Annotated in this window: 20 protein-coding genes; 16 read left to right on the forward strand and 4 right to left on the reverse strand. The window is 68.5% G+C overall.

Going from position 1 to position 17,959, the window contains the following annotated elements; all coding sequences use genetic code 11:
* The first annotated feature begins 66 nt into the window (after nt 1–66).
* The 4 genes from CFB81_RS31880 (at nt 67) to CFB81_RS31895 (ending at nt 4,519) form a co-directional block, all read left to right on the forward strand.
* Entirely contained in the window at nt 67–1,635 is a 1,569-nt protein-coding gene (locus CFB81_RS31880; RefSeq protein ID WP_089437801.1) for a sugar ABC transporter ATP-binding protein, read from the forward strand.
* Nucleotides 1,632–2,690 carry an ABC transporter permease gene (locus tag CFB81_RS31885; RefSeq protein ID WP_089437802.1) on the forward strand — a complete coding sequence of 353 codons (1,059 nt, stop codon included), beginning with the start codon at nt 1,632–1,634 and terminating at the stop codon, nt 2,688–2,690. The genes CFB81_RS31880 and CFB81_RS31885 overlap by 4 nt, the downstream gene beginning before the upstream one ends.
* 167 nt (nt 2,691–2,857) lie before the next feature.
* Complete coding sequence (locus tag CFB81_RS31890) at nt 2,858–3,928, forward strand: substrate-binding domain-containing protein (protein WP_089437803.1); 1,071 nt, start codon at nt 2,858–2,860, stop codon at nt 3,926–3,928.
* A 60-nt stretch (nt 3,929–3,988) separates the two neighbouring features.
* Nucleotides 3,989–4,519, forward strand: a complete 531-nt coding sequence (locus CFB81_RS31895; protein ID WP_089437804.1) for an OsmC family protein — start codon at nt 3,989–3,991, stop codon at nt 4,517–4,519.
* A gap of 148 nt (nt 4,520–4,667) precedes the next feature.
* Here CFB81_RS31895 and CFB81_RS31900 read toward each other — a convergent pair whose 3' ends face one another.
* Nucleotides 4,668–5,588 carry an AraC family transcriptional regulator gene (locus CFB81_RS31900; RefSeq protein ID WP_089437805.1) on the reverse strand — a complete coding sequence of 307 codons (921 nt, stop codon included), beginning with the start codon at nt 5,586–5,588 and terminating at the stop codon, nt 4,668–4,670.
* A 139-nt stretch (nt 5,589–5,727) separates the two neighbouring features.
* Here CFB81_RS31900 and CFB81_RS31905 point away from each other — a divergent pair, with 139 nt between their 5' ends.
* Complete coding sequence (locus CFB81_RS31905; protein ID WP_089437806.1) at nt 5,728–6,693, forward strand: SDR family NAD(P)-dependent oxidoreductase; 966 nt, start codon at nt 5,728–5,730, stop codon at nt 6,691–6,693.
* 69 nt (nt 6,694–6,762) lie between these two features.
* On the opposite strand, the gene CFB81_RS31910 is transcribed toward CFB81_RS31905, so the two are convergent.
* Both CFB81_RS31910 and CFB81_RS31915 read right to left on the reverse strand, forming a co-directional pair.
* Complete coding sequence (locus CFB81_RS31910) at nt 6,763–8,067, reverse strand: HipA domain-containing protein (RefSeq protein ID WP_089437807.1); 1,305 nt, start codon at nt 8,065–8,067, stop codon at nt 6,763–6,765.
* A complete protein-coding gene (locus tag CFB81_RS31915; RefSeq protein WP_089437808.1) occupies nt 8,057–8,341 on the reverse strand; it encodes a helix-turn-helix transcriptional regulator in 285 nt (94 codons plus the stop codon). Before CFB81_RS31915 ends, CFB81_RS31910 begins: the two co-directional genes overlap by 11 nt.
* 494 nt (nt 8,342–8,835) lie before the next feature.
* Here CFB81_RS31915 and CFB81_RS31920 point away from each other — a divergent pair, with 494 nt between their 5' ends.
* The 4 genes from CFB81_RS31920 (at nt 8,836) to CFB81_RS31935 (ending at nt 10,537) form a co-directional block, all read left to right on the forward strand.
* Entirely contained in the window at nt 8,836–9,546 is a 711-nt protein-coding gene (locus CFB81_RS31920; protein WP_069616912.1) for an MgtC/SapB family protein, read from the forward strand.
* 72 nt (nt 9,547–9,618) lie between these two features.
* Nucleotides 9,619–10,044: a CBS domain-containing protein gene (locus CFB81_RS31925; RefSeq protein WP_089437809.1), complete on the forward strand. Its 426-nt coding sequence runs from the start codon at nt 9,619–9,621 to the stop codon at nt 10,042–10,044.
* A 26-nt stretch (nt 10,045–10,070) separates the two neighbouring features.
* Nucleotides 10,071–10,340, forward strand: a complete 270-nt coding sequence (locus CFB81_RS31930; protein ID WP_089438155.1) for a DUF2934 domain-containing protein — start codon at nt 10,071–10,073, stop codon at nt 10,338–10,340.
* A 35-nt stretch (nt 10,341–10,375) separates the two neighbouring features.
* Nucleotides 10,376–10,537 (forward strand): alpha helical protein, encoded by a 162-nt coding sequence (locus tag CFB81_RS31935; RefSeq protein WP_069616909.1) that lies wholly within the window; start codon nt 10,376–10,378, stop codon nt 10,535–10,537.
* An 84-nt stretch (nt 10,538–10,621) separates the two neighbouring features.
* Here CFB81_RS31935 and CFB81_RS36340 read toward each other — a convergent pair whose 3' ends face one another.
* On the reverse strand, nt 10,622–10,777 hold the full coding sequence (locus CFB81_RS36340; protein ID WP_176730141.1) for a hypothetical protein: 156 nt from the start codon (nt 10,775–10,777) through the stop codon (nt 10,622–10,624).
* A gap of 285 nt (nt 10,778–11,062) precedes the next feature.
* On the opposite strand from CFB81_RS36340, the gene CFB81_RS31940 reads away from it, so the two are divergent.
* The 7 genes from CFB81_RS31940 (at nt 11,063) to CFB81_RS31970 (ending at nt 17,935) form a co-directional block, all read left to right on the forward strand.
* Nucleotides 11,063–11,344, forward strand: a complete 282-nt coding sequence (locus CFB81_RS31940; RefSeq protein WP_089437810.1) for a hypothetical protein — start codon at nt 11,063–11,065, stop codon at nt 11,342–11,344.
* Between the two features lie 63 nt (nt 11,345–11,407).
* Complete coding sequence (locus tag CFB81_RS31945) at nt 11,408–12,415, forward strand: SDR family oxidoreductase (protein WP_069616907.1); 1,008 nt, start codon at nt 11,408–11,410, stop codon at nt 12,413–12,415.
* A 260-nt stretch (nt 12,416–12,675) separates the two neighbouring features.
* A complete protein-coding gene (locus CFB81_RS31950) occupies nt 12,676–13,548 on the forward strand; it encodes a TauD/TfdA family dioxygenase (protein ID WP_089437811.1) in 873 nt (290 codons plus the stop codon).
* Between the two features lie 48 nt (nt 13,549–13,596).
* On the forward strand, nt 13,597–14,628 hold the full coding sequence (locus tag CFB81_RS31955) for an ABC transporter substrate-binding protein (RefSeq protein ID WP_089437812.1): 1,032 nt from the start codon (nt 13,597–13,599) through the stop codon (nt 14,626–14,628).
* Nucleotides 14,629–14,695: 67 nt separating this feature from the next.
* Nucleotides 14,696–15,685: an ABC transporter ATP-binding protein gene (locus CFB81_RS31960; protein WP_089437813.1), complete on the forward strand. Its 990-nt coding sequence runs from the start codon at nt 14,696–14,698 to the stop codon at nt 15,683–15,685.
* Nucleotides 15,682–16,569, forward strand: a complete 888-nt coding sequence (locus CFB81_RS31965; RefSeq protein WP_089437814.1) for an ABC transporter permease — start codon at nt 15,682–15,684, stop codon at nt 16,567–16,569. Before CFB81_RS31960 ends, CFB81_RS31965 begins: the two co-directional genes overlap by 4 nt.
* A 148-nt stretch (nt 16,570–16,717) precedes the next feature.
* Complete coding sequence (locus CFB81_RS31970; protein WP_089437815.1) at nt 16,718–17,935, forward strand: acyl-CoA dehydrogenase family protein; 1,218 nt, start codon at nt 16,718–16,720, stop codon at nt 17,933–17,935.
* Nucleotides 17,936–17,959 lie beyond the last annotated feature (24 nt).

Here is a 17,959-nt window from a genome sequence, read left to right on the forward strand (position 1 = left end):
GCATGACATGACCGATGACCTACTGTTCCTGCTGCAGCCGCATCGTGCCGACCGGAACCTTCCGGCATGAAGAGCGCGACGAATGAAACCATGGACGCGACGCGGGGCGAAGCTCGCCCCCCTCGGTCGGCGTCGCCACCGGTCCTGAGCGCCACGGGCATCGCGAAACGCTTCGACGCGACCGTCGCGCTGGCGGCGCTCGACCTGTCGATCGGCGCGGGGGAAGTCGTCGCGCTGATGGGCGCGAACGGCGCGGGCAAGTCGACCTTCGTCAAGATCCTGAGCGGCGCGCTGCAAGCGGACGGCGGCACGCTCGCACTGCGCGGCGAGCCTTATCGGCCGGCATCGCCGCACGCGGCCAAGCGGCTCGGCGTCGCGACCGTGCACCAGTCGGTGGCCGACGCCGTCGTGCCGACGCTGTCGATTGCCGACAACCTGCTGCTCGATCGACTGTGCGACCCGGCCTCGCCATGGCGCGTGCCGCCGGCCGCGCGCCGCGCCTCGGCGCGGTCGCTCGCCGCGCGGGTCGGGCTCGACGTCGATCTGGCGGCGCCGCTCGCATCGCTGTCGCTGGCCGACCAGCAGCGCGTGACCCTGGCGCGTGCGCTGGCCGGACAGCCGTCGTTGCTGATTCTCGACGAACCGACCGCCAGCTTGTCCGCGGCGGAGGCCGAGCGGCTGTTCGTGCTGGTGGACGCGTTGCGCCGCGATGGCGTCGCGATCCTGCTGGTGTCGCATCGGCTCGGCGATTTGCGCCGCATCGCCGATCGCGCGGCGATCGTCCGCGACGGCCGGATCGTCGCCGATCTGGCCGCGCCGATCGATTTCGACGCCGCGGTGGAAACGATGATCGGCCGGCCGTTGCCGCGTGCGCGTGCCGCAGCGCCGGAACGTGCCGGGCTGGCCGGATCCGCGGCCCGGGGCGATTCGGGCTTCAGCGCGCGGCAGATCCGGCTGATGCCGACCAGCACGCCGTTCGACCTCGATGCCCGGCGCGGCGAGATCGTCGCGATCGCGGGCCCGGTCGGCGGCGGCAAGTCGCGCTTCGCGCGGACGATCTTCGGCGCGGTGCATGCGGCGGCCGGCGAGATGACGCTCGACGGCCGGCCGTGGCGGCCACGTTCGCCGGCGGACGCGATTCGCGCCGGCGTGTTCCTGGCCGGCGAGGACCGATGGCGCACGTCGTTGTTTCCCGACAGCGTCCCGTTCGCATCGATCGCTGGCACGATCGGTTTTCCGTTCCTGTCGCGCTGGTTCGCCAGCGGCGCGGTGCGCCGAACGCGCGAACGCACGGCGGCCGAGGCGGCGATCTCGCGATTCGGCATTCGCTGCGACGGGCCGGACGATCGCGTCGCGCATCTGTCCGGCGGCAATCAGCAGAAGGTCGTGCTCGCGCGCTGGCACGCCGAACCGGCGCGGCTGTTGCTGCTCGACGAGCCGTTTCAGGGCATCGATGCGGGCGCGCGCGCCGATATCGTCGATACGCTGAGGCGTCATGCGCATGAGCGTGCGACGATCGTGTTCGTCAGCGATCTCGAGGAAGCCGCCGAGATCGCCGATCGTATCGTGCGGTTCGATCGCGCCACGCTCGATTGCCTGCCTCCGACTTCTTCCATCGTGCGTGCCTGCTCATGAAACCCGCGACTTCTTCCGCCGTGCGTCATGCCGCTCCCGTCGAACGGTCGTCGCGCCCCGTGCCCGCGCGTATCCGCGATGCGCTCGAACGAACCGGCATCCTGCTCGTGCTGGCCGCCCTCGTGGTCGTGTTCGCGCTCAAGGAGCCTGCGTTCCTGAACGTCGACAATCTGTTCAGCATCCTGCAGGCGGTGTCGATCGTCGCGTTGCTCGGTGTCGGCGTGACGGTCACGCTCGCGGCCGGCGGCTTCGACCTGTCGGTCGGCAGCGTGGCCGCGACCGCGCAGATGGCCGCGAGCTACGTGCTGGTCGTCTGGCACGGCAGTGCATGGGGGGCCGTGATCGCCTGCGTCGCGCTTGGCGTGGCCGCCGGGTTGTTCAACGGCGTGCTGATTACGCGGCTGCGTGTGCCCGACCAGCTCGCGACGCTCGGCACGTTGTTCCTGCTGGCCGGCCTGCAGTTGATCCCGACCGGCGGCCGTTCGCTCGCGACCGGCTCCGTGCTGCCGGACGGCACGGACGCCACGGGCGTGTTCCCCGACGCGTTCCTCGCGCTCGGCCGGCTGCGCGTGTTCGATGTCGTACCGTTGCCGGTACTGGTGCTCGCGGCGGTGACGGTGCTGGCCTGCATCACGATGGAAGCGACGCGCTGGGGCCGCGTGATCTATGCGATCGGCGGCAACGAAACGGCCGCGCGACTGGCCGGCGCGCCGGCCGCACGGTACCGCGTCGCCGCGTATGTCGTGTCGGGTGCGATCGCCTCGCTGGGCGGCGTGCTGATCGCTGCGCGGGTCGGCCGCGGCGACGTGAGCGCGGGGCACTCGCTGCTGCTCGACGCGGTGGCGGCCGCGCTGATCGGTTACGCGGTGTGGGGCGCGAAGCGGCCCAACGTGTTCGGCACGGTCGTCGGCGCGGTGTTCGTCGGCGTACTGCTCAACGGGCTGACGATGCTGAACGCACCCTACTATATGCAGGATTTCATCAAGGGCGTGCTGCTCGTGCTGGCCCTCGCGTTTACGTTCGGCATCGGGCGCCGGGCGGATGCCCGGACGTGATGCGTGAGGTTGCCGAGACGCGGCTCGGTCACGAACGGGTTCGAAGGATTGGCGGGCGGGACTGTTTGTTATCCAAAGTAATATCGATTGCCGAATCGGTCGGTTTGAGTTCGCGTGCCGTGCTGATAGATTGGGCCGATATCGTCCTGTACGGAGACAGACACGCCATGCGCTCGTTGCTTCGCCGAAAGTCGCGCCTCGAACCGAAACTCGCTGCACTCGTACTGGGCGCCGCGCTCGCGCTCGGTGTGCCCGCGGCGCACGCCGGCCCGCTCAAGGGCGCGCCCGCGCCGTTCGACAAGGGCGGCGTGAAGATCGCGCTCGTCAACTACCTGTCGACCGGCGATTTCTTCCAGGCCTACGAAGCCGGCGCGCAGAAGCAGGCACGCGCGCTCGGCGTCGATCTGCGCATCTACGAAGGCCGGCAGGATGCGGCCGAGCAGCGTGAGCAGATTCAGCAGGCGATCAGCATCGGCGTGTCCGCGATCATCGTCAATCACGGCTTGCCGGAATCGCTGAAGGACGTCGTGCAGCGTGCGCTGGACAAAGGCATCAAGGTCGTCGCGTTCGACGTCGATCTCGCCAACCCGAAGGTGCCGCAGATCGAGCAGAACGATCGCGACCTCGCGAACCTGCTGCTCGATCAGGCCGTGAAGGACAACGGCGACGCATTCACGGCAGGGTACGTGTACGTGGCCGGATTCGCGCCGCTGGACCGCCGCGATGCCGCGTGGCGCGACTTCAAGCGCGCGCATCCGAAGGTTCGGGAAAAGGCGCGCTGGGGCACCGTCGACAATCCGATCGCGCAGTCGGTCGCGAACCAGGCGGCGGCCGTGTATCGCGCGAATCCGGACATCCGTGTCGTGTTCGCGCCGTACGACGAATTCGCGCGCGGCGCGAAGCTCGCGGCCGACGAGGCCCGGCTGTCGTCGAAGCTGCGCATCTACAGCGCGGACGTGTCGACGGCCGACATCGAGGCCATCCGCGCGCCGAACAGCGCATGGGTCGCGACGGCCGCGACCAATCCGGCGGTCGTCGGCGCGGTGTCGGTGCGGGCCGCGGCGCTGCTGGTCGCCGGGCAAAACCCGGGCGCGCGCATCGCGGTCAAGCCGACGCTGATCACGCGCGACGACCTCGTGAAAAACGACATTCATACCGTGGCCGAACTCGGCGCGAAGTTTCCGGCGTTCCGCGCGAGCGACGCGGCGACGGCCGCGTGGATTCCGGCGATCGACTGATCGCTTCGGCGCGCAGCGAACCAATCCGTCGCGTGCGTGCCGCCTACCCATGACTTGACCATGACGACCCTGAACGACTATCTCGCGCAAAAGCGCGCTGCGTGGCACGCGAAGCAGCAGGCCGCCCGCAACGATCCCGATTTCAAGGCGACGCCGCTGAAGGCGACCGTGCGCGCGCTCGGCCGCAGCGGCGTGCGCGAGATCCGGATTCGCGATTTCCAGGTGATCAGCGACAGCCCGCCCGATTTCGCGGGCTACAACCTCGGGCCCGCATCGCCGGAGTTGCAGCTTGGGGTGCTCGGCAGTTGCCTCACGCACATCACGTTGATCCAGGCCGCGGAGCAGGGGTTGAAGATCGACGCGATCGAAGTCGAAGTCACCGGCGACCAGCATCCGCTCGCACAGCAACCCGGGTTCGAACATGTGCCGGTATTCCCGCACAACATCCGCTATACGCTGGACATCGTGTCGCCGGAGCCGCCGGAGACCATCCGCGCATTGCATCAAGCGGTCGAAGCGGTGTGCCCGATCTTCAACCTGCTGAGGCTTCCGCAGCACATCGACGGGAAATTGCGGCATACCAGCGCGTGATGCGCTGACGCATTGCTGCACGGTCGAGTTCGGAAATTAAATCGGCATATTGTGATAAGAATACTTATCTTATCCTGATGGTCGTAATGCGAATGCGTGACGTCGGCGGAATCGCAACATCACGCGCCCGACGAAGGCGGTCAAGACGCTAGTTGCCCGGTTCCTTCGTCGCGTCATGACGATAGGCGCGCGGCGAGCAGCCCACGATGCGTTTGAACGCATGGCCGAACGCGCTATCCGAGTCGTAGCCGAGCCGCTGCGCGATCGCCGAGATCGATGCGTTCGATCTGCGCAGTTCCCGCATCGCCAGCTGGATCCGCCAGCGCAGCACGTATTCGAGCGGCCCGAACCCGAGCCGCCGCTTGAAATGCAGCGCGAACGTCGAACGCGACACGTGGCAGCAGGCCGCCAGCGCGTCGACGGTCCAGCGTCGCTCGGGCGCGGCGTGAATCGCGGCCAGCGCCGCGCTGACCCGCGCATCCGCGAACCCGGCCAGCCATCCGGCATCGCCGTTCGCGCCGGCGTCCACATAGCGCCGCAGGATCTGCACCAGCATCATGTGTCCGAGATGCCGGACCATCAGCGACCCACCCGGCGACGACGCGCCGAACTCCCGTGCGAGCTGCTGCAGCGACCAGCGGAGTACCGCCGCCGGTTCGGAATCGCCACTCACGACGACCACGGGCGGCAGGCTGCCGAGCAGCAGCGGCATGCGTTCCTCGTACGTGAAGCGGCCGCCGATCAGAAAGCAGTCGGCCGGTTGCCCGTAGTGCGCGATACCGCGTTCGAGATGCCGGTACACGTCGGCGGCCGGCACCGGCGCGACCGACGGATCGCTCGCCAGCGAAAATGCGCGCGGCGCGGCGAGCAGGAAGCAGTCCCCCGCGCGCAGCCGGACGGGCGGCCCCGCACCGTCGACGGTCAGCCAGCAACTGCCTTCGACCACCGCGTTGAACTTGATCCCGTCGGGCGGCGGAAGGTCGACCGCCCACGGGCCGCCGGCCCGCAGGCCGGTGAAAAACGAGTCGCGCGTTTCCAGCAGCGACAGTACTTCCGATAGCGGGTCCACGTGCAATCCCCGGACGATCTCGACGAAAAACCGGATTCTATTGCATTCACAGTCCGGACGCGCGGCCGGAAAATGATCTCGTGCAGCGACGCGGCCGACGGGCGGCCGCGCGCGTCGAGCATCATTCCAGGAGCTTTCAATGACGAGCAGGCAGCACCCCCTTCATTCCGGATTCGACGCTGGATCGACGGCGACCGACGTACTGGCCGGCCTTGACCTCCACGGCAAGACCGCCATCGTCACGGGTGGCCATTCGGGTCTCGGGCTCGAAACCACGCGCGCACTGGCGCGCGCCGGTGCGCACGTCGTCGTCGGCGCACGCAGCGCCGTGGCCGCGCGCGAAGCGATGCGCGGCATCGCAGGCGTGGAGATCGCGACGCTCGATCTGGCGGACCCCGCGAGCGTGGCCGCATTCGCCGCGCGGTTCGTCGACGCGCGTCGCGACGTGCATGTCGTCATCAACAGCGCGGGCATCATGGCGTGCCCCGAGACGCGCGTCGGCGACGGTCGCGAAGCGCAGATGGCCGTCAACCACCTCGGTCACTACGCGCTCGTCAACCGGCTGTGGCCTGCGCTCGCGCACGGCGACGGCGCGCGCGTGGTCGCGGTGTCCTCGCTCGGGCACCGGCTGTCGCCGATCCGCTGGGACGATATCGATTTCGCGCGCGGTTACGACAAATGGCTCGCGTACGGGCAGTCGAAAACCGCCAACGCGTTGTTCGCGGTGCAGCTCGACGGGCTCGGCGCGCCGTTCGGCGTTCGCGCGTATTCGCTGCATCCCGGCAAGATCGCGACGCCGCTGCAACGTCATTTGACGCGCGAGGAAATGATGACGCAGGGGTGGGTCGACGAACACGGCGTGCCGATCGATCCGACCTTCAAGACGCCTGCGCAGGGCGCGGCCACCCAGGTATGGGCGGCGACGTCGCCGCGCATTGCCGATCTCGGCGGCGTCTATTGCGAGGATTGCGACGTCGCCACGGTGACGCGCGGCAACGAGGAATCGGGCGTGCGGCCGCATGCGATCGATCCGGAGGATGCGGCGCGGCTGTGGGCGTGGTCCGCGGCAGCGACGGGCGTCGATGCCTTTGCCGTGCGCCGCTGACGCCCATGCATTCGCCGGGCGGGGCGGTGCGCGGGTATCGGCGGCGGCACGACACCCACGCGCGGCAACCTATGCGCGCGCCGGCCGCAGCGCGCGCCCCATTTCCGCGATCGGCATCGCGACGATCGAATTCAGCAATCGCATTTCCCCGGCGTCCGGATGCGCGATGTTTCGCACTTCATCGAGCGTCTGATCGACTTGACGATCGAGCGGTTCGAGAAAGCGCCGCAGTTCGCTGGCGGCTGCTTTCTCCCTGAGCCCGAGCGCCTGGCCGAATTCGACCAGTGCATTCGCGTCGATATCGGCGAACCGTGTCGCATGCCCGAGCGGCATCGTCAGCTCGCAGTGCGGCCAGTGATCGCCGCGATGGTCGGGCCGGTGCGTCGGCGTGTGATACACGACGGTGCTGACGATGTCGTAGAACGGCGCGAGCCGGTAGCCGCGCGCGTCGACGAAGAACGACAGGTTCTTCAGGTGCGCGTCGGCATTGCCGACCACCACGTTGAACACGGTCCAGCGGAACACCGACAGGCGTGTCAGCGCACGTGTGCTGGTGCGGTCGATCGCGCGGGCGAGCTCCTGTGCATTGGCCCGCTGGTACTTGAAACCGCGGTCGTAGTTGAGCAACTGCATCGCGTCGATCGTATGCACGCGCCCGGCCGGTTCGGACGCGACGTCGCGGTCGAACCTGTCGATTACGTAGCAGGCGGACGGCGCGCGCAGGAAATGCACGTCGGGCACGTCGAGCCCCATCTTCTTCGCGAGCTGCATGCAGAAGAACTCGTTGATCGCCGAATGCGGATAGCCGGCCGCGCGCATGTCGGGTTTGAGCAGGTGCATCGACGGTTCGCTGCCGACGGGCTCGAACAGCGCGTAGTCGGGCGCGTCGCCGCGCAGCACCAGCAGCAGCTTCTGCTGCGCGCCGGCCGCCGACATGCGCTTGGGCGCGGTGGCCGTCAGCGCGCGCTCGGGCATCGCCTGGATCCGGCGCTCGAGCTCGTCGAGCGGCAGTGGCTGCAGGCCGCCGGGCGTTTCCTGCTCGCCGTCGGCCAGCAGCGTCAGCGCGCCGGCCGATTCGCGGCCAAAGTACGCGAGCAGGCCCCACGCGTCGGCCGCATCGACCTTCGCCTCGCGCGCGAGCGACGTGCGCATGCCTTCCTCGGGCAGCAGGTTGTCGAAGAACCACTGGACCGGGCGATCGGTCGACGTGTCGGTGAACACGCCTGCGCGCAGCGGAAACGCGGGCGACAGCGGATACGCGGCCGACGACGCAAGCCATTGCGGGTCGTACGCGAACGACCAGATCCCCTTGTCGTCGGTCAGCGTGCCCATGCGCACGCCGTTCGCGGATGCGATCAGCGTTCTAGCCGCCATGGCTGCTCCTGCGGCGCTGCGCGGCCTTCCGCGCGGTGGCTTCGGAGATCTTGATCGACGACTCGGCGTACAGCCGCACGCCGAGCTCGCTCAGCAGCAGCATGACCTTGCCGATTTGCGCGGTCGGCTTGCCGGCTTCGACCTGGCTGATGAATTTCGGCGACAGCCCGGTCGCGTTCGCGAGTTCGTCCCGCGTGAACCCCTGCTGGATTCGCGCCGCGCGAATGAAGTGGGCGAGCGCGCCGATCGTGTCGACGGATTGGGTCTCCGACATGACGTTCTCCGTGCTTCGTATCTGATCGGGAACAGTATTGCATAACTCGCCGGATCGGGCAGCGGTTCGTATTCGTACGGGAACGAACGGTGGATTCCGATAGCGGCGACATCATTCCGTTCCCGGTCGGGAACGAATTGCCGAGAAAGGATCGCGGAGGCGAGTTTCGTATCCGATCGGATACGGAGTAAGAGGATGTCGGCGCCTGTGCACGCGCGTCCGACGGGCACGCCGCGGAGGGCGCCGCTGAATGTCCGTGCCGGCAGTCCGTCCGCCGCCTCCGGCGCGCCGAGCGGCAGCATGCGATCATTCCGCACACCGCTCCGGCACCTTCGCCACTGACGTACGCTGCTCGCGGCACGCCCTTTCTACAATTCCATCCGACGCACTACACGCGCCGCCATCCTCCGAAAGCAGGCCCGATCCTTGCGACCGCCCCAGCCTCGTCGGCGGCGTTCGCGTCCCGACGCACGACGATTTGCACGGGAGGGCGCATGGAAGCGATGCCGGTCGTACTGCAGTGGCACGACGTGCTGGTCAGGATCGCGCTGGCGCTCGTCGCGGGCGGGCTGATCGGCGTCGATCGCAGCGAATCCGGCAAGACGGCCGGACTGCGCACGACGATCCTCGTCTGCCTCGCCGCGTGCCTGTCGATGCTGCAGGTCAATGCGCTGCTGCTGCAGGCGGGCAAACCGGAGGGCGCGTTCTCGGTACTCGACCTGATGCGGCTGCCGCTCGGCATCCTGACCGGGATGGGCTTCATCGGCGGCGGCGCGATTCTTCATCGCGACGGCCTGGTGTCCGGCGTCACCACGGCCGCGACGCTGTGGTTCGTGACGGTCATCGGGCTGTGCATCGGCGGCGGCCAGTTGTCGCTCGGTGCGGTCGGGCTCGTGCTCGCGCTGCTCGTCGTCTGGCCGCTGCGGCTGGTCGAGCAGCGCTTGCGGCGCGTCAGGACCGCGCTGGTCACGGTCGAGTATCCGCTGGGCTCGGCTGCCCGCGAACAACTGGCCGCGAAGCTGCGCGACGCGGGATTCACGTGCCGGACAAAAAGCTTTTGCGAAACGGCCGCCCGCGGGGTGCGCGACGAGGAACTGTTCGTGCAGTGGCGCGAAGCGGCCGGCGCCGACGTGATGCTGAAGCAACTGATACGGATCGTCGAATCGGCCGGCCTGACGTCGGTCCGCTGTTCGACGGAGAACTGACGCGCGGCGGCCCCCGGAACGCGCGATGCTCGTGCAGCAGGCCGCGACAGGCGGCTTACCAAGGAGCGAAACATGACATGTGTATCGGAAGTGATGACACGCGACGCGGCGACCATCGGTCCGACGCAGAGCCTGCGCGAGGCGGCCAGGCTGATGAGCGACCTGAATGTCGGCGCGCTGCCCGTATGCGACGGCACGCGGCTGATCGGCATGCTGACGGACCGGGACATCGTGGTGCGCGCGGTGTCGATGGGCGTGCCGCCGGACGAGGCGGTCGAAGGCGTCGTCAGCGGGCCCGCGAACTGGTGTTACGAGGACGACGACGTTTCAGTGGTGCAAAAGAAGATGGAGGACGCGCAGATTCGCCGCGTGCCGGTGGTCGACCGGCAGAAGCGGCTGGTTGGCATCGTCGCGCTGGGCGATCTGGCGACCGCCGCCGACGGAGGGATGTCGTCGACGCTCGGTGCGGTATCGGCGCCGTCGCGCCCGGACCGGTGATCGCCATCGTAGACACGGAGAACGACATGAACGAAGAGAGAGAAACGCAGATCCGCGAGCGAGCGTACCGCCTGTGGCAGGCGGACGGCACGCCCGACGGCAGGGCCGACGAATATTGGCAGCGGGCCGAACAGCAGCTCGATGCCGAGGGCGGCAGCGCGGACGGGCGCGGCGAGCAGGCGGCGGATTTGCCGGTCGATCAGTCCGCGAAGCGCCGCATTCCGGGCGAGCCGCTGCAGGACGTCGACGCGGTGCCGACCGGCGAGGTCGCGCACGAAAGGCGACGCACGCGGTGAAGCGCGGGTAATCGCAAGCCGGAAGGAGAACGAAGATGACGGCGCACGCAGGAGAGAAAGCGGAAAAAACCGGTGACTTTCGATGCGAGAAATGCCACCGGTCGACGCACGTGCAGGCGGGACACCCGATCCCGAAGTGCCCGCACTGCGGTAACGGCACGTACGGCGAGCGTACGCGCGAGCCGGGCAACAAGTAGGCAGGGCGCGCGGCCGGCGCACTTCGCATCGCACGCTGCCAAGCGCGCGACGGAGCAGCTACGCACACTGCCGCGACGCGATGGCTAACCGTCCTCGCCCACTTCGGTCGGGTCCGGCAAGTCGGGCAGGTCGTCGTGGCGCCCGTCGTCGGGCTCCGGCGGCGGAATATCCGGCGTGTCGGTCATGTCGTCGTCGTTCGGTGTCGGGTTTGTTGCGTTTGTCGCGTGCATCGCGCTCATGATCGTCCTCGGCTGCGTCGAAAGGGCGCCGGCGCGCAGCCGGCATGTCGCTTTCGAGCATCGCGCGTGCCGCGTTGCGTGTCGCATCGGCGCTGCCACGCGTGTTGCGGAGGCTGTGCCGGATGACGCGCCGCTTGTAATTTCTTTAGCGGATTCATCCGCTCGCGGTGCGACGGGGCAGTCCGACGACGGCATGTCGCTTGCTGGAAGCGTTGCGGGCCGCCGCACCACCCATCGCGGCGCGGTGCGGCGCAACGCATTCAGCATCCGCACAGGGAGAAACTCATGACCCGTGACAGTCAACGGCAGGACACCGCGTCGCCCGACGCGGCAAGCGACGCAGCCGACGCGCAGGGCCGGCGCCGCTCGGCACCCGGCGGCGAATCGACCGCGCGCCCCGGCCATGCGCCCGGCGGCGGCGAACTCGACACGATCCCGGACGATCAGGCGCACAAGGTCGTGCCGGACGACCCGCGCCAGACGGAGGTACGCGATCCGGCCGGCAAGCCGTGGCCCGGCGAGCACGATGCGCCCGACGATTCGGGCGAGCGGCCGCGGCCGCTGTAGCGCGCGCGTCGGCCGAATCGTCGCGGCCTGCTGCGTTCCGACAACCACGCACCGGAGTCCAACATGTCATCAGACGAAGTTTCCGAATCCCGTCGCAAATGGGTACAGGGCACGACGGCCGGACTGGTCGCCAGCGTCGCCCTGCCGACGATCGCGCAGACGGGCGGCGGCGCGCCCGATGCCGGCGATACGGCGCCGCGCGATCCGCGCACGCTCTATCCGCACGCGCCGTTTCCGCAGCAGCACCAGCCGTGGCCCGGGCTTGCGGGCCGCATGACGCCGCGCCCCGATCACGGCGAGCGCAGCTATCGCGGCAGCGGCCGGCTCGATGGTCGCAAGGCGCTGATCACCGGCGGCGATTCGGGCATCGGCCGTGCGGTAGCGATCGCCTGTGCACGAGAGGGCGCGGACGTCGCGATCGTCTATCTGCCCGACGAGGAGCCCGATGCGCGCGAAGTCGTCGACCTGATCCGCAGCGCGGGCCGCAAGGCGGTGCCGCTGCCGGTCGACATCCGCAGCGAAGGTGCGTGCAACGGGCTCGTCGAGCGGGCGGTCGCCGCGCTCGGCGGGCTCGACATCCTCGTGAACAACGCGGCCCGCCAACAGAGCCACGACTCGATCCTCGACATCAGCACCGAGCAGTTCGACTGGACGCTGCGCACCAATCTTTATGCGATGTTCTGGATCACGCGGGCGGCCATTCCGCACATGCCGCCCGGCTCGGCGATCGTCAATACGACGTCGGTGAATGCGTACGACCCGTCCGCGAACCTGCTGGACTACGCGATGACGAAAGCGGCGATCGCGAATTTCACGAAGGGGCTCGCGAAACAGATGATCCAGCGCGGCATTCGCGTCAATGGCGTCGCGCCGGGGCCGTTCTGGACACCGTTGCAGGTCAGCGGCGGACAGACGACGCACAACGTCGAGAAATTCGGCGAGCAGGTGCCGATGGGGCGGCCGGGACAACCGGCCGAGATCGCGTCGATCTATGTCGAGCTGCTTTCGTCGCGCGCGAGCTACGTGACCGGGCAGATCTATGGGGCGTCGGGCGGGGCGGGGCAGCCTTAGCCGGCTCGGGGCCCAGGCCGAGGCGGCTGGATGCGGACGGCACCTCCGGTCATTGGCACCGGCTGCACGACTCCGCCGCTGCTCGGCGCCGTATGCGCGAGCAGCGATCTTTATCACCGCAGCAGATAAACGTATCCGAATCGCTTCGTTGACGCACGCCGGCACGGCCTCGTAGATTCGCGTTTTGACCGAATCAGGGCCGTGCCGTGACGACTACCACCCTCAGCGACGCCGCAACGCTTTCCGCCGGACATCCCGCCTTGCGGCCGGGCGGCACGGCGCAGCATTTCGACATCGTGCCGTTCGACGCGCCGCTCGGCGCCGAAGTGATCGGCCTGGACCTGTCGCAACCGCTCGACGCCGACGATTTCACGCGCATCCATCGTGCACACCTCGATCACCACGTGCTGGTGTTTCGCGACCAGCGCATCACGCCGGACGAGCACATCGCGTTCAGCCGCCGCTTCGGACCGCTGCAGATCCACGTGCTGCACCAGTTCGCACTGGCCGGCCATCCGGAAGTGCTGATCGTGTCGAACATCGTCGAGAACGGCAAGCCGGTCGGGCTCGGCGACGCCGGCCATTTCTGGCATTCCGACCTGTCGTACAAGGAAAAACCGAGCCTCGGCTCGCTGCTGCACGCGCAGGAACTGCCGGCGGAAGGCGGCGACACGCTGTTCGCGAACATGCATCTCGCGTGGGACACGCTGCCGGCCCATCTGCGCCGCGCGGTCGAAGGGCGGCGCGCCGAGCATACGTATCTCGCGCGCTACGCGGAACTGCAGGCGCGCAGCCCGTGGCGGCCGAACCTGTCGCCCGAACAGATCGCGCAGGTCGCGGCGGTCGTGCATCCGGTCGTGCGCACGCATCCGGAAACCGGCCGCAAGGCGCTGTTCGTCAGCGAGCATTTCACGACGCGCATCGTCGGGCTGCCCGACGACGAAAGCCGCGCGCTGCTCGACGAACTGTTCGCGCACAGCGTGCGCGCCGAGCACCTGTATCGGCACGCGTGGCGCGATCACGATCTGGTGTTCTGGGACAACCGCTCGCTGATGCATCTCGCCGCCGGCACGCCCGACCACCTGCGCCGCAAGCTGTACCGCACGACGATCGAAGGCGACGTGCCTTTCTGAGCCGCGCGCCGCGTCATTCATTTCCGACCCATCCCGACCGGAGTTCCGATGTCGTTTTCGTTCTTGCCGGCGCGTCGCGCGCTGGCGGCCACGCTCACCGCCGCGCTCGCCTTAGCGGGCGCGGTCATCCCGCACGCCGCGCACGCGGAAGGTCGCATCCGCATCGCCGAGCAGTTCGGCGTCGTCTACCTGATGCTGAACGTCGCGCGCGACCAGCAACTGATCGAGAAGGAGGGGCGCAAGGCCGGCCTCGACATCAAGGTCGACTGGGTGCGACTGTCAGGCGGCGCGGCCGTGAACGACGCGCTGCTGTCCGGCGCGGTCGACATCGCGGGCGCGGGCGTCGGCCCTCTGTTGACCGTGTGGGACCGCACGCGCGGCCGACAGAACGTGAAGGGCGTCGCGTCGCTCGGCAATTTTCCGTACTACCTCGTGAGCAGCAACCCGAACGTGAAGACGATCGCCGACCTGAGCGCGAAGGACCGCATCGCGGTGCCGGCGGTCGGCGTGTCGGTGCAGTCGCGCGTGCTGCAGTACGCGGCCGCGAAGCAGTGGGGCGACAAGCAGTTCGACAAGCTCGACGCGCTCACGCAGGCGATTCCGCATCCGGACGCGACGGCCGCGATTCTCGCGAACAGCAACGTGATCACCGGCCATTTCGGCAATCCGCCGTTCCAGGAGCAGGAGCTCGCCGGCAACCCGAACGCGCACATCGTGCTGAATTCGTATGACGTGCTCGGCGGCCCGAGCTCGGCGACGGTGCTGTACGCGACCGAGAAATTCCGCGACGACAACCCGAAGACCTATCGCGCGTTCGTCGCCGCGCTGGCCGACGCCGCTCGGCAGATCGCGGCCGATCCGGAGCGCGCGGCCGATACCTATATTCGCGTGAACGGATCGAAGATCGATCGCACGCTGCTGCTGAAGATCCTGCGCAATCCGCAGGTGCAGTTCAAGACCGCGCCGCAGAACACGCTGCCGCTCGCGCAGTTCATGCATCGCACCGGCGCGATCCGCAACGAACCGAAGTCGTGGCGCGACTACTTCTTCGACGATCCGGCGACGGCGGGCGGCAGCTGAGCGACGCCGATGTTCCGACGCCGCGATCGACGCTTATGCGTCGGCGCGGTTTCGATATGCGCAATCGATGGTTGGTCCGCGCGGCGCCCGGCCGTATGTTGATGCTTTTCCCGCAAGAGATTCGATCGTGAACGCCACTTCTCCCCGAACCTGGTTGCCGCCGTATGCGGCACGTGGCGGCGCGTCGCCGGCCGCGCCGGCCGTGGCCGATACGCGTGCCGACGATCGCCCGGCCGCGAACGCCGCGCAGGCCGGCACGCACAGCGAACGCCTGCTGGCGATCGACCAGGTCAGCCTCGAATACCGCAGCGGCGCGCGGATCGTTCGTGCGACGCATCAGGTGAGCTTCGACGTGTACGGCAGCGACCGCTTCGTGCTGCTCGGCCCGTCCGGGTGCGGGAAGTCGACACTGCTGAAGGCGATCGCCGGCTTCATCGAGCCCGTCTCGGGTTCGATCGCGCTCGACGGCCGGCCGGTGCGCGGGCCGGGGCCCGACCGCATCGTCGTGTTCCAGGAATTCGATCAGTTGCCGCCGTGGAAAACGGTCGTCGAGAACGTCGCGTTTCCGTTGCGCGTCGCCGCGAAGCTGTCGCGCGCCGAAGCACGCGAGCGCGCGCTGCACTATCTCGACAAAGTCGGCCTTGGCACGTTCGCCGACGCCTATCCGCATACGCTGTCGGGCGGCATGAAACAGCGCGTCGCGATTGCACGGGCGCTGGCGATGCAGCCGCGCGTGCTGCTGATGGACGAGCCGTTCGCCGCGCTGGATGCGCTCACGCGCCGCAAGATGCAGGAGGAACTGCTGCGGCTGTGGGACGAATTCCGCTTCACGCTGCTGTTCGTCACGCACTCGATCGAGGAGGCGCTCGTGGTCGGCAACCGGATTCTGCTGCTGTCGCCGCACCCGGGCCGCGTGCGCGCGGAGCTCAACAGTCACGAGCATTCGCTCGACAACGTCGATACGGGCGACTTCCGCGACAACGTCGCACGGATCCATCGCTTGCTGTTCGACACCGACGCACCGCACGTACCGACGACGGAGGACGCCGCATCATGAATACGATCGATCCAGCCGTGCCGCCGCTGCCGCCCGTGCGCGCCGAATACACGCGCACGCCCGACACGCTGCCTTACGCCGAGCGCGCGGCGCCCGCGCCGCTGCTGCGCCGCATCGCCGGTGCCGCATGGTTTCGCCGCAGCGTCATCGCGCTCGTGCTGATCGCCGCATGGGAGATCGTCGCGCGCATCGTCGCGAACGATCTGCTCGTCCCGACCTTCGGCGCGACGCTGGCCGCGTTCGTGCAGGGCATCGAGTCGGGCGAACTGCTCGTGAAGACGGGCATCTCGATGTCGGTGCTGCTGCGCGGCTATGCGCTGGGCGTGCTGCTGGCGTTCGCGTTGACGTCGCTCGCGGTATCCACGCGCATCGGCCGCGACCTGTTGACGATGCTCACGTCGATGTTCAATCCGCTGCCGTCCATCGCGTTGCTGCCGATCGCGCTGCTGTGGTTCGGACTCGGCACCGGCAGCCTGCTGTTCGTGCTCGTGCATGCGGTGCTGTGGCCGCTCGCGCTCAATATCTATACCGGCTTCGTCGGCGTGCCCGCCACGCTGAAGATGGCCGGGCGCAACTACGGGCTCACGGGCCTGCGCCAGATCGCGCTGATTCTCGTGCCGGCCGCGCTGCCGTCAATCCTGTCGGGACTGCGCGTGGGCTGGGCATTCGCGTGGCGCACGCTGATCGCGGCCGAGCTCGTGTTCGGCGCGAGCGCGGGGCAGGGCGGCCTCGGCTGGTACATCTTCCAGAACCGCAACGAGCTGTATACGGACCGCGTGTTCGCCGGTCTCGCGGCCGTCATCGTGATCGGGCTGCTGGTCGAGAACCTCGTGTTCGATACACTCGAGCGCGCGACCGTGCGGCGCTGGGGCATTCAGCACTGACGGCGTCCGTGCGCGATCAATCCCGGCGCGGGCATAACGTAAGCTGAAATCGGCTTTTTACGCGTGGCGGGGGTGTCCCTATACTTGCGGACACCGTGTCGTGCGCTACCGCGACACGCCCCGATCTTCCCGAACAAGGACCTGCCGAATGACTGCCCGTGATGCCGTCGATCCGCGCGACGCATTGCGCGACGCGCTTGCCACGCTGCCCGATCTCGCGACTGCCATCGGGCAGGATGCCGCGCAACGCGAGGTGCGTCGCGCACTGCCGTTCGAAGGCTTCGCGATCTTCCGGCGCTCGGCACTGGGCGCGCTGCGGATTCCGGTCGAGCGCGGCGGCCTCGGCGGCACGCTGGTCGACCTGTTCGAGTCGATCGCGACGCTGGCGGCCGCCGATTCGAATCTCGCGCACGCGCTGCGCATCCACTACGACCAGACCGAGACGCTGCGGCTGTCGCCGCGCACGGCGTTCAACGACGTGCAGCTCGCGCGCGTGCTCAGTGGTGCGATCTTCGGCGGCGCGTCGACCGAGCGCGGCACGTCGCGCCCGGGCGAGAACACGACCGTGCTGCGTCGCGACGGCGACCGCTACCGCGTGACGGGCCGCAAATACTATTCGACGGGCACCGCGTTCGCCGATTTCGCGCGCATCAACGTGGAGAACGAGCAGGGCGATGCGCTCGCGGTGATCGTTCCCGTTGCGCGCGACGGCCTGCAGGTGCTCGACGACTGGGACGGGATGGGCCAGCGCATGACGGCGAGCGGCAGCCTGTTGCTGAACGACGTGCAGGTGTTCGCGGACGAAGTGGTCCCGCGCGACGGATCGACGCTCGTCGGCCGTCATTGCGGCGCGCTGCGGCAGCTTCATCTCGTCGCGACGGGCGCGGGCATCGTGCGCAACGTGGTGGCCGATGCGCGCCGCTACGTGCTCGCGCACGGCCGGCCCGCGCTGCACAGCCCGGCACCGACCGCGCGCGACGATCATTTCATCCAGCAGATCGTCGGCGAGCTGTCCGCGCATAGCCATGCGATCGACGCGCTCGTACGAGAAAACGCACGCGCGCTCGACCGCTCCGCCGACGCGATCGAAGCAGGCGCCGCCGACGCGGATGCGCTCGTGCTCGACAGCGCGCTCGCGACCGCGCGTACGCAGCTGATCGTCAGCAAGCTTGCGCTGCATGCGGCCGAGCGGCTGTTCGAAGTGGGCGGGGCATCGGCGACGGCGCGCGAGCACAACTTCGATCGCCACTGGCGCAATCTGCGCACGATCTTCAGCCACAACCCGTTGCTGCACAAGGCGCGCGTGATCGGCGACTACGCATTGAACGGCGTGACGACGCACCTGACCGAAGGGCGCGTGTTCTGACGACGGCCGCCGGGCGCGGCTGCT

Source organism: Burkholderia sp. AU28863, from assembly GCF_002223195.1.
In the GTDB taxonomy this organism is placed as follows: Bacteria; Pseudomonadota; Gammaproteobacteria; order Burkholderiales; family Burkholderiaceae; genus Burkholderia; species Burkholderia sola.

Coding starts and splice junctions, on each gene's coding strand:
- CFB81_RS31880 (WP_089437801.1), top strand. CDS start 67: ATGAAGAGCGCGACGAATGAAACCATGGACGCGACGCGGGGCGAAGCT.
- CFB81_RS31885 (WP_089437802.1), top strand. CDS start 1,632: ATGAAACCCGCGACTTCTTCCGCCGTGCGTCATGCCGCTCCCGTCGAA.
- CFB81_RS31890 (WP_089437803.1), top strand. CDS start 2,858: ATGCGCTCGTTGCTTCGCCGAAAGTCGCGCCTCGAACCGAAACTCGCT.
- CFB81_RS31895 (WP_089437804.1), top strand. CDS start 3,989: ATGACGACCCTGAACGACTATCTCGCGCAAAAGCGCGCTGCGTGGCAC.
- CFB81_RS31905 (WP_089437806.1), top strand. CDS start 5,728: ATGACGAGCAGGCAGCACCCCCTTCATTCCGGATTCGACGCTGGATCG.
- CFB81_RS31910 (WP_089437807.1), bottom strand. CDS start 8,067: ATGGCGGCTAGAACGCTGATCGCATCCGCGAACGGCGTGCGCATGGGC.
- CFB81_RS31915 (WP_089437808.1), bottom strand. CDS start 8,341: ATGTCGGAGACCCAATCCGTCGACACGATCGGCGCGCTCGCCCACTTC.
- CFB81_RS31920 (WP_069616912.1), top strand. CDS start 8,836: ATGGAAGCGATGCCGGTCGTACTGCAGTGGCACGACGTGCTGGTCAGG.
- CFB81_RS31925 (WP_089437809.1), top strand. CDS start 9,619: ATGACATGTGTATCGGAAGTGATGACACGCGACGCGGCGACCATCGGT.
- CFB81_RS31930 (WP_089438155.1), top strand. CDS start 10,071: ATGAACGAAGAGAGAGAAACGCAGATCCGCGAGCGAGCGTACCGCCTG.
- CFB81_RS31935 (WP_069616909.1), top strand. CDS start 10,376: ATGACGGCGCACGCAGGAGAGAAAGCGGAAAAAACCGGTGACTTTCGA.
- CFB81_RS36340 (WP_176730141.1), bottom strand. CDS start 10,777: ATGAGCGCGATGCACGCGACAAACGCAACAAACCCGACACCGAACGAC.
- CFB81_RS31940 (WP_089437810.1), top strand. CDS start 11,063: ATGACCCGTGACAGTCAACGGCAGGACACCGCGTCGCCCGACGCGGCA.
- CFB81_RS31945 (WP_069616907.1), top strand. CDS start 11,408: ATGTCATCAGACGAAGTTTCCGAATCCCGTCGCAAATGGGTACAGGGC.
- CFB81_RS31955 (WP_089437812.1), top strand. CDS start 13,597: ATGTCGTTTTCGTTCTTGCCGGCGCGTCGCGCGCTGGCGGCCACGCTC.
- CFB81_RS31960 (WP_089437813.1), top strand. CDS start 14,696: ATGGTTGGTCCGCGCGGCGCCCGGCCGTATGTTGATGCTTTTCCCGCA.
- CFB81_RS31965 (WP_089437814.1), top strand. CDS start 15,682: ATGAATACGATCGATCCAGCCGTGCCGCCGCTGCCGCCCGTGCGCGCC.
- CFB81_RS31970 (WP_089437815.1), top strand. CDS start 16,718: ATGACTGCCCGTGATGCCGTCGATCCGCGCGACGCATTGCGCGACGCG.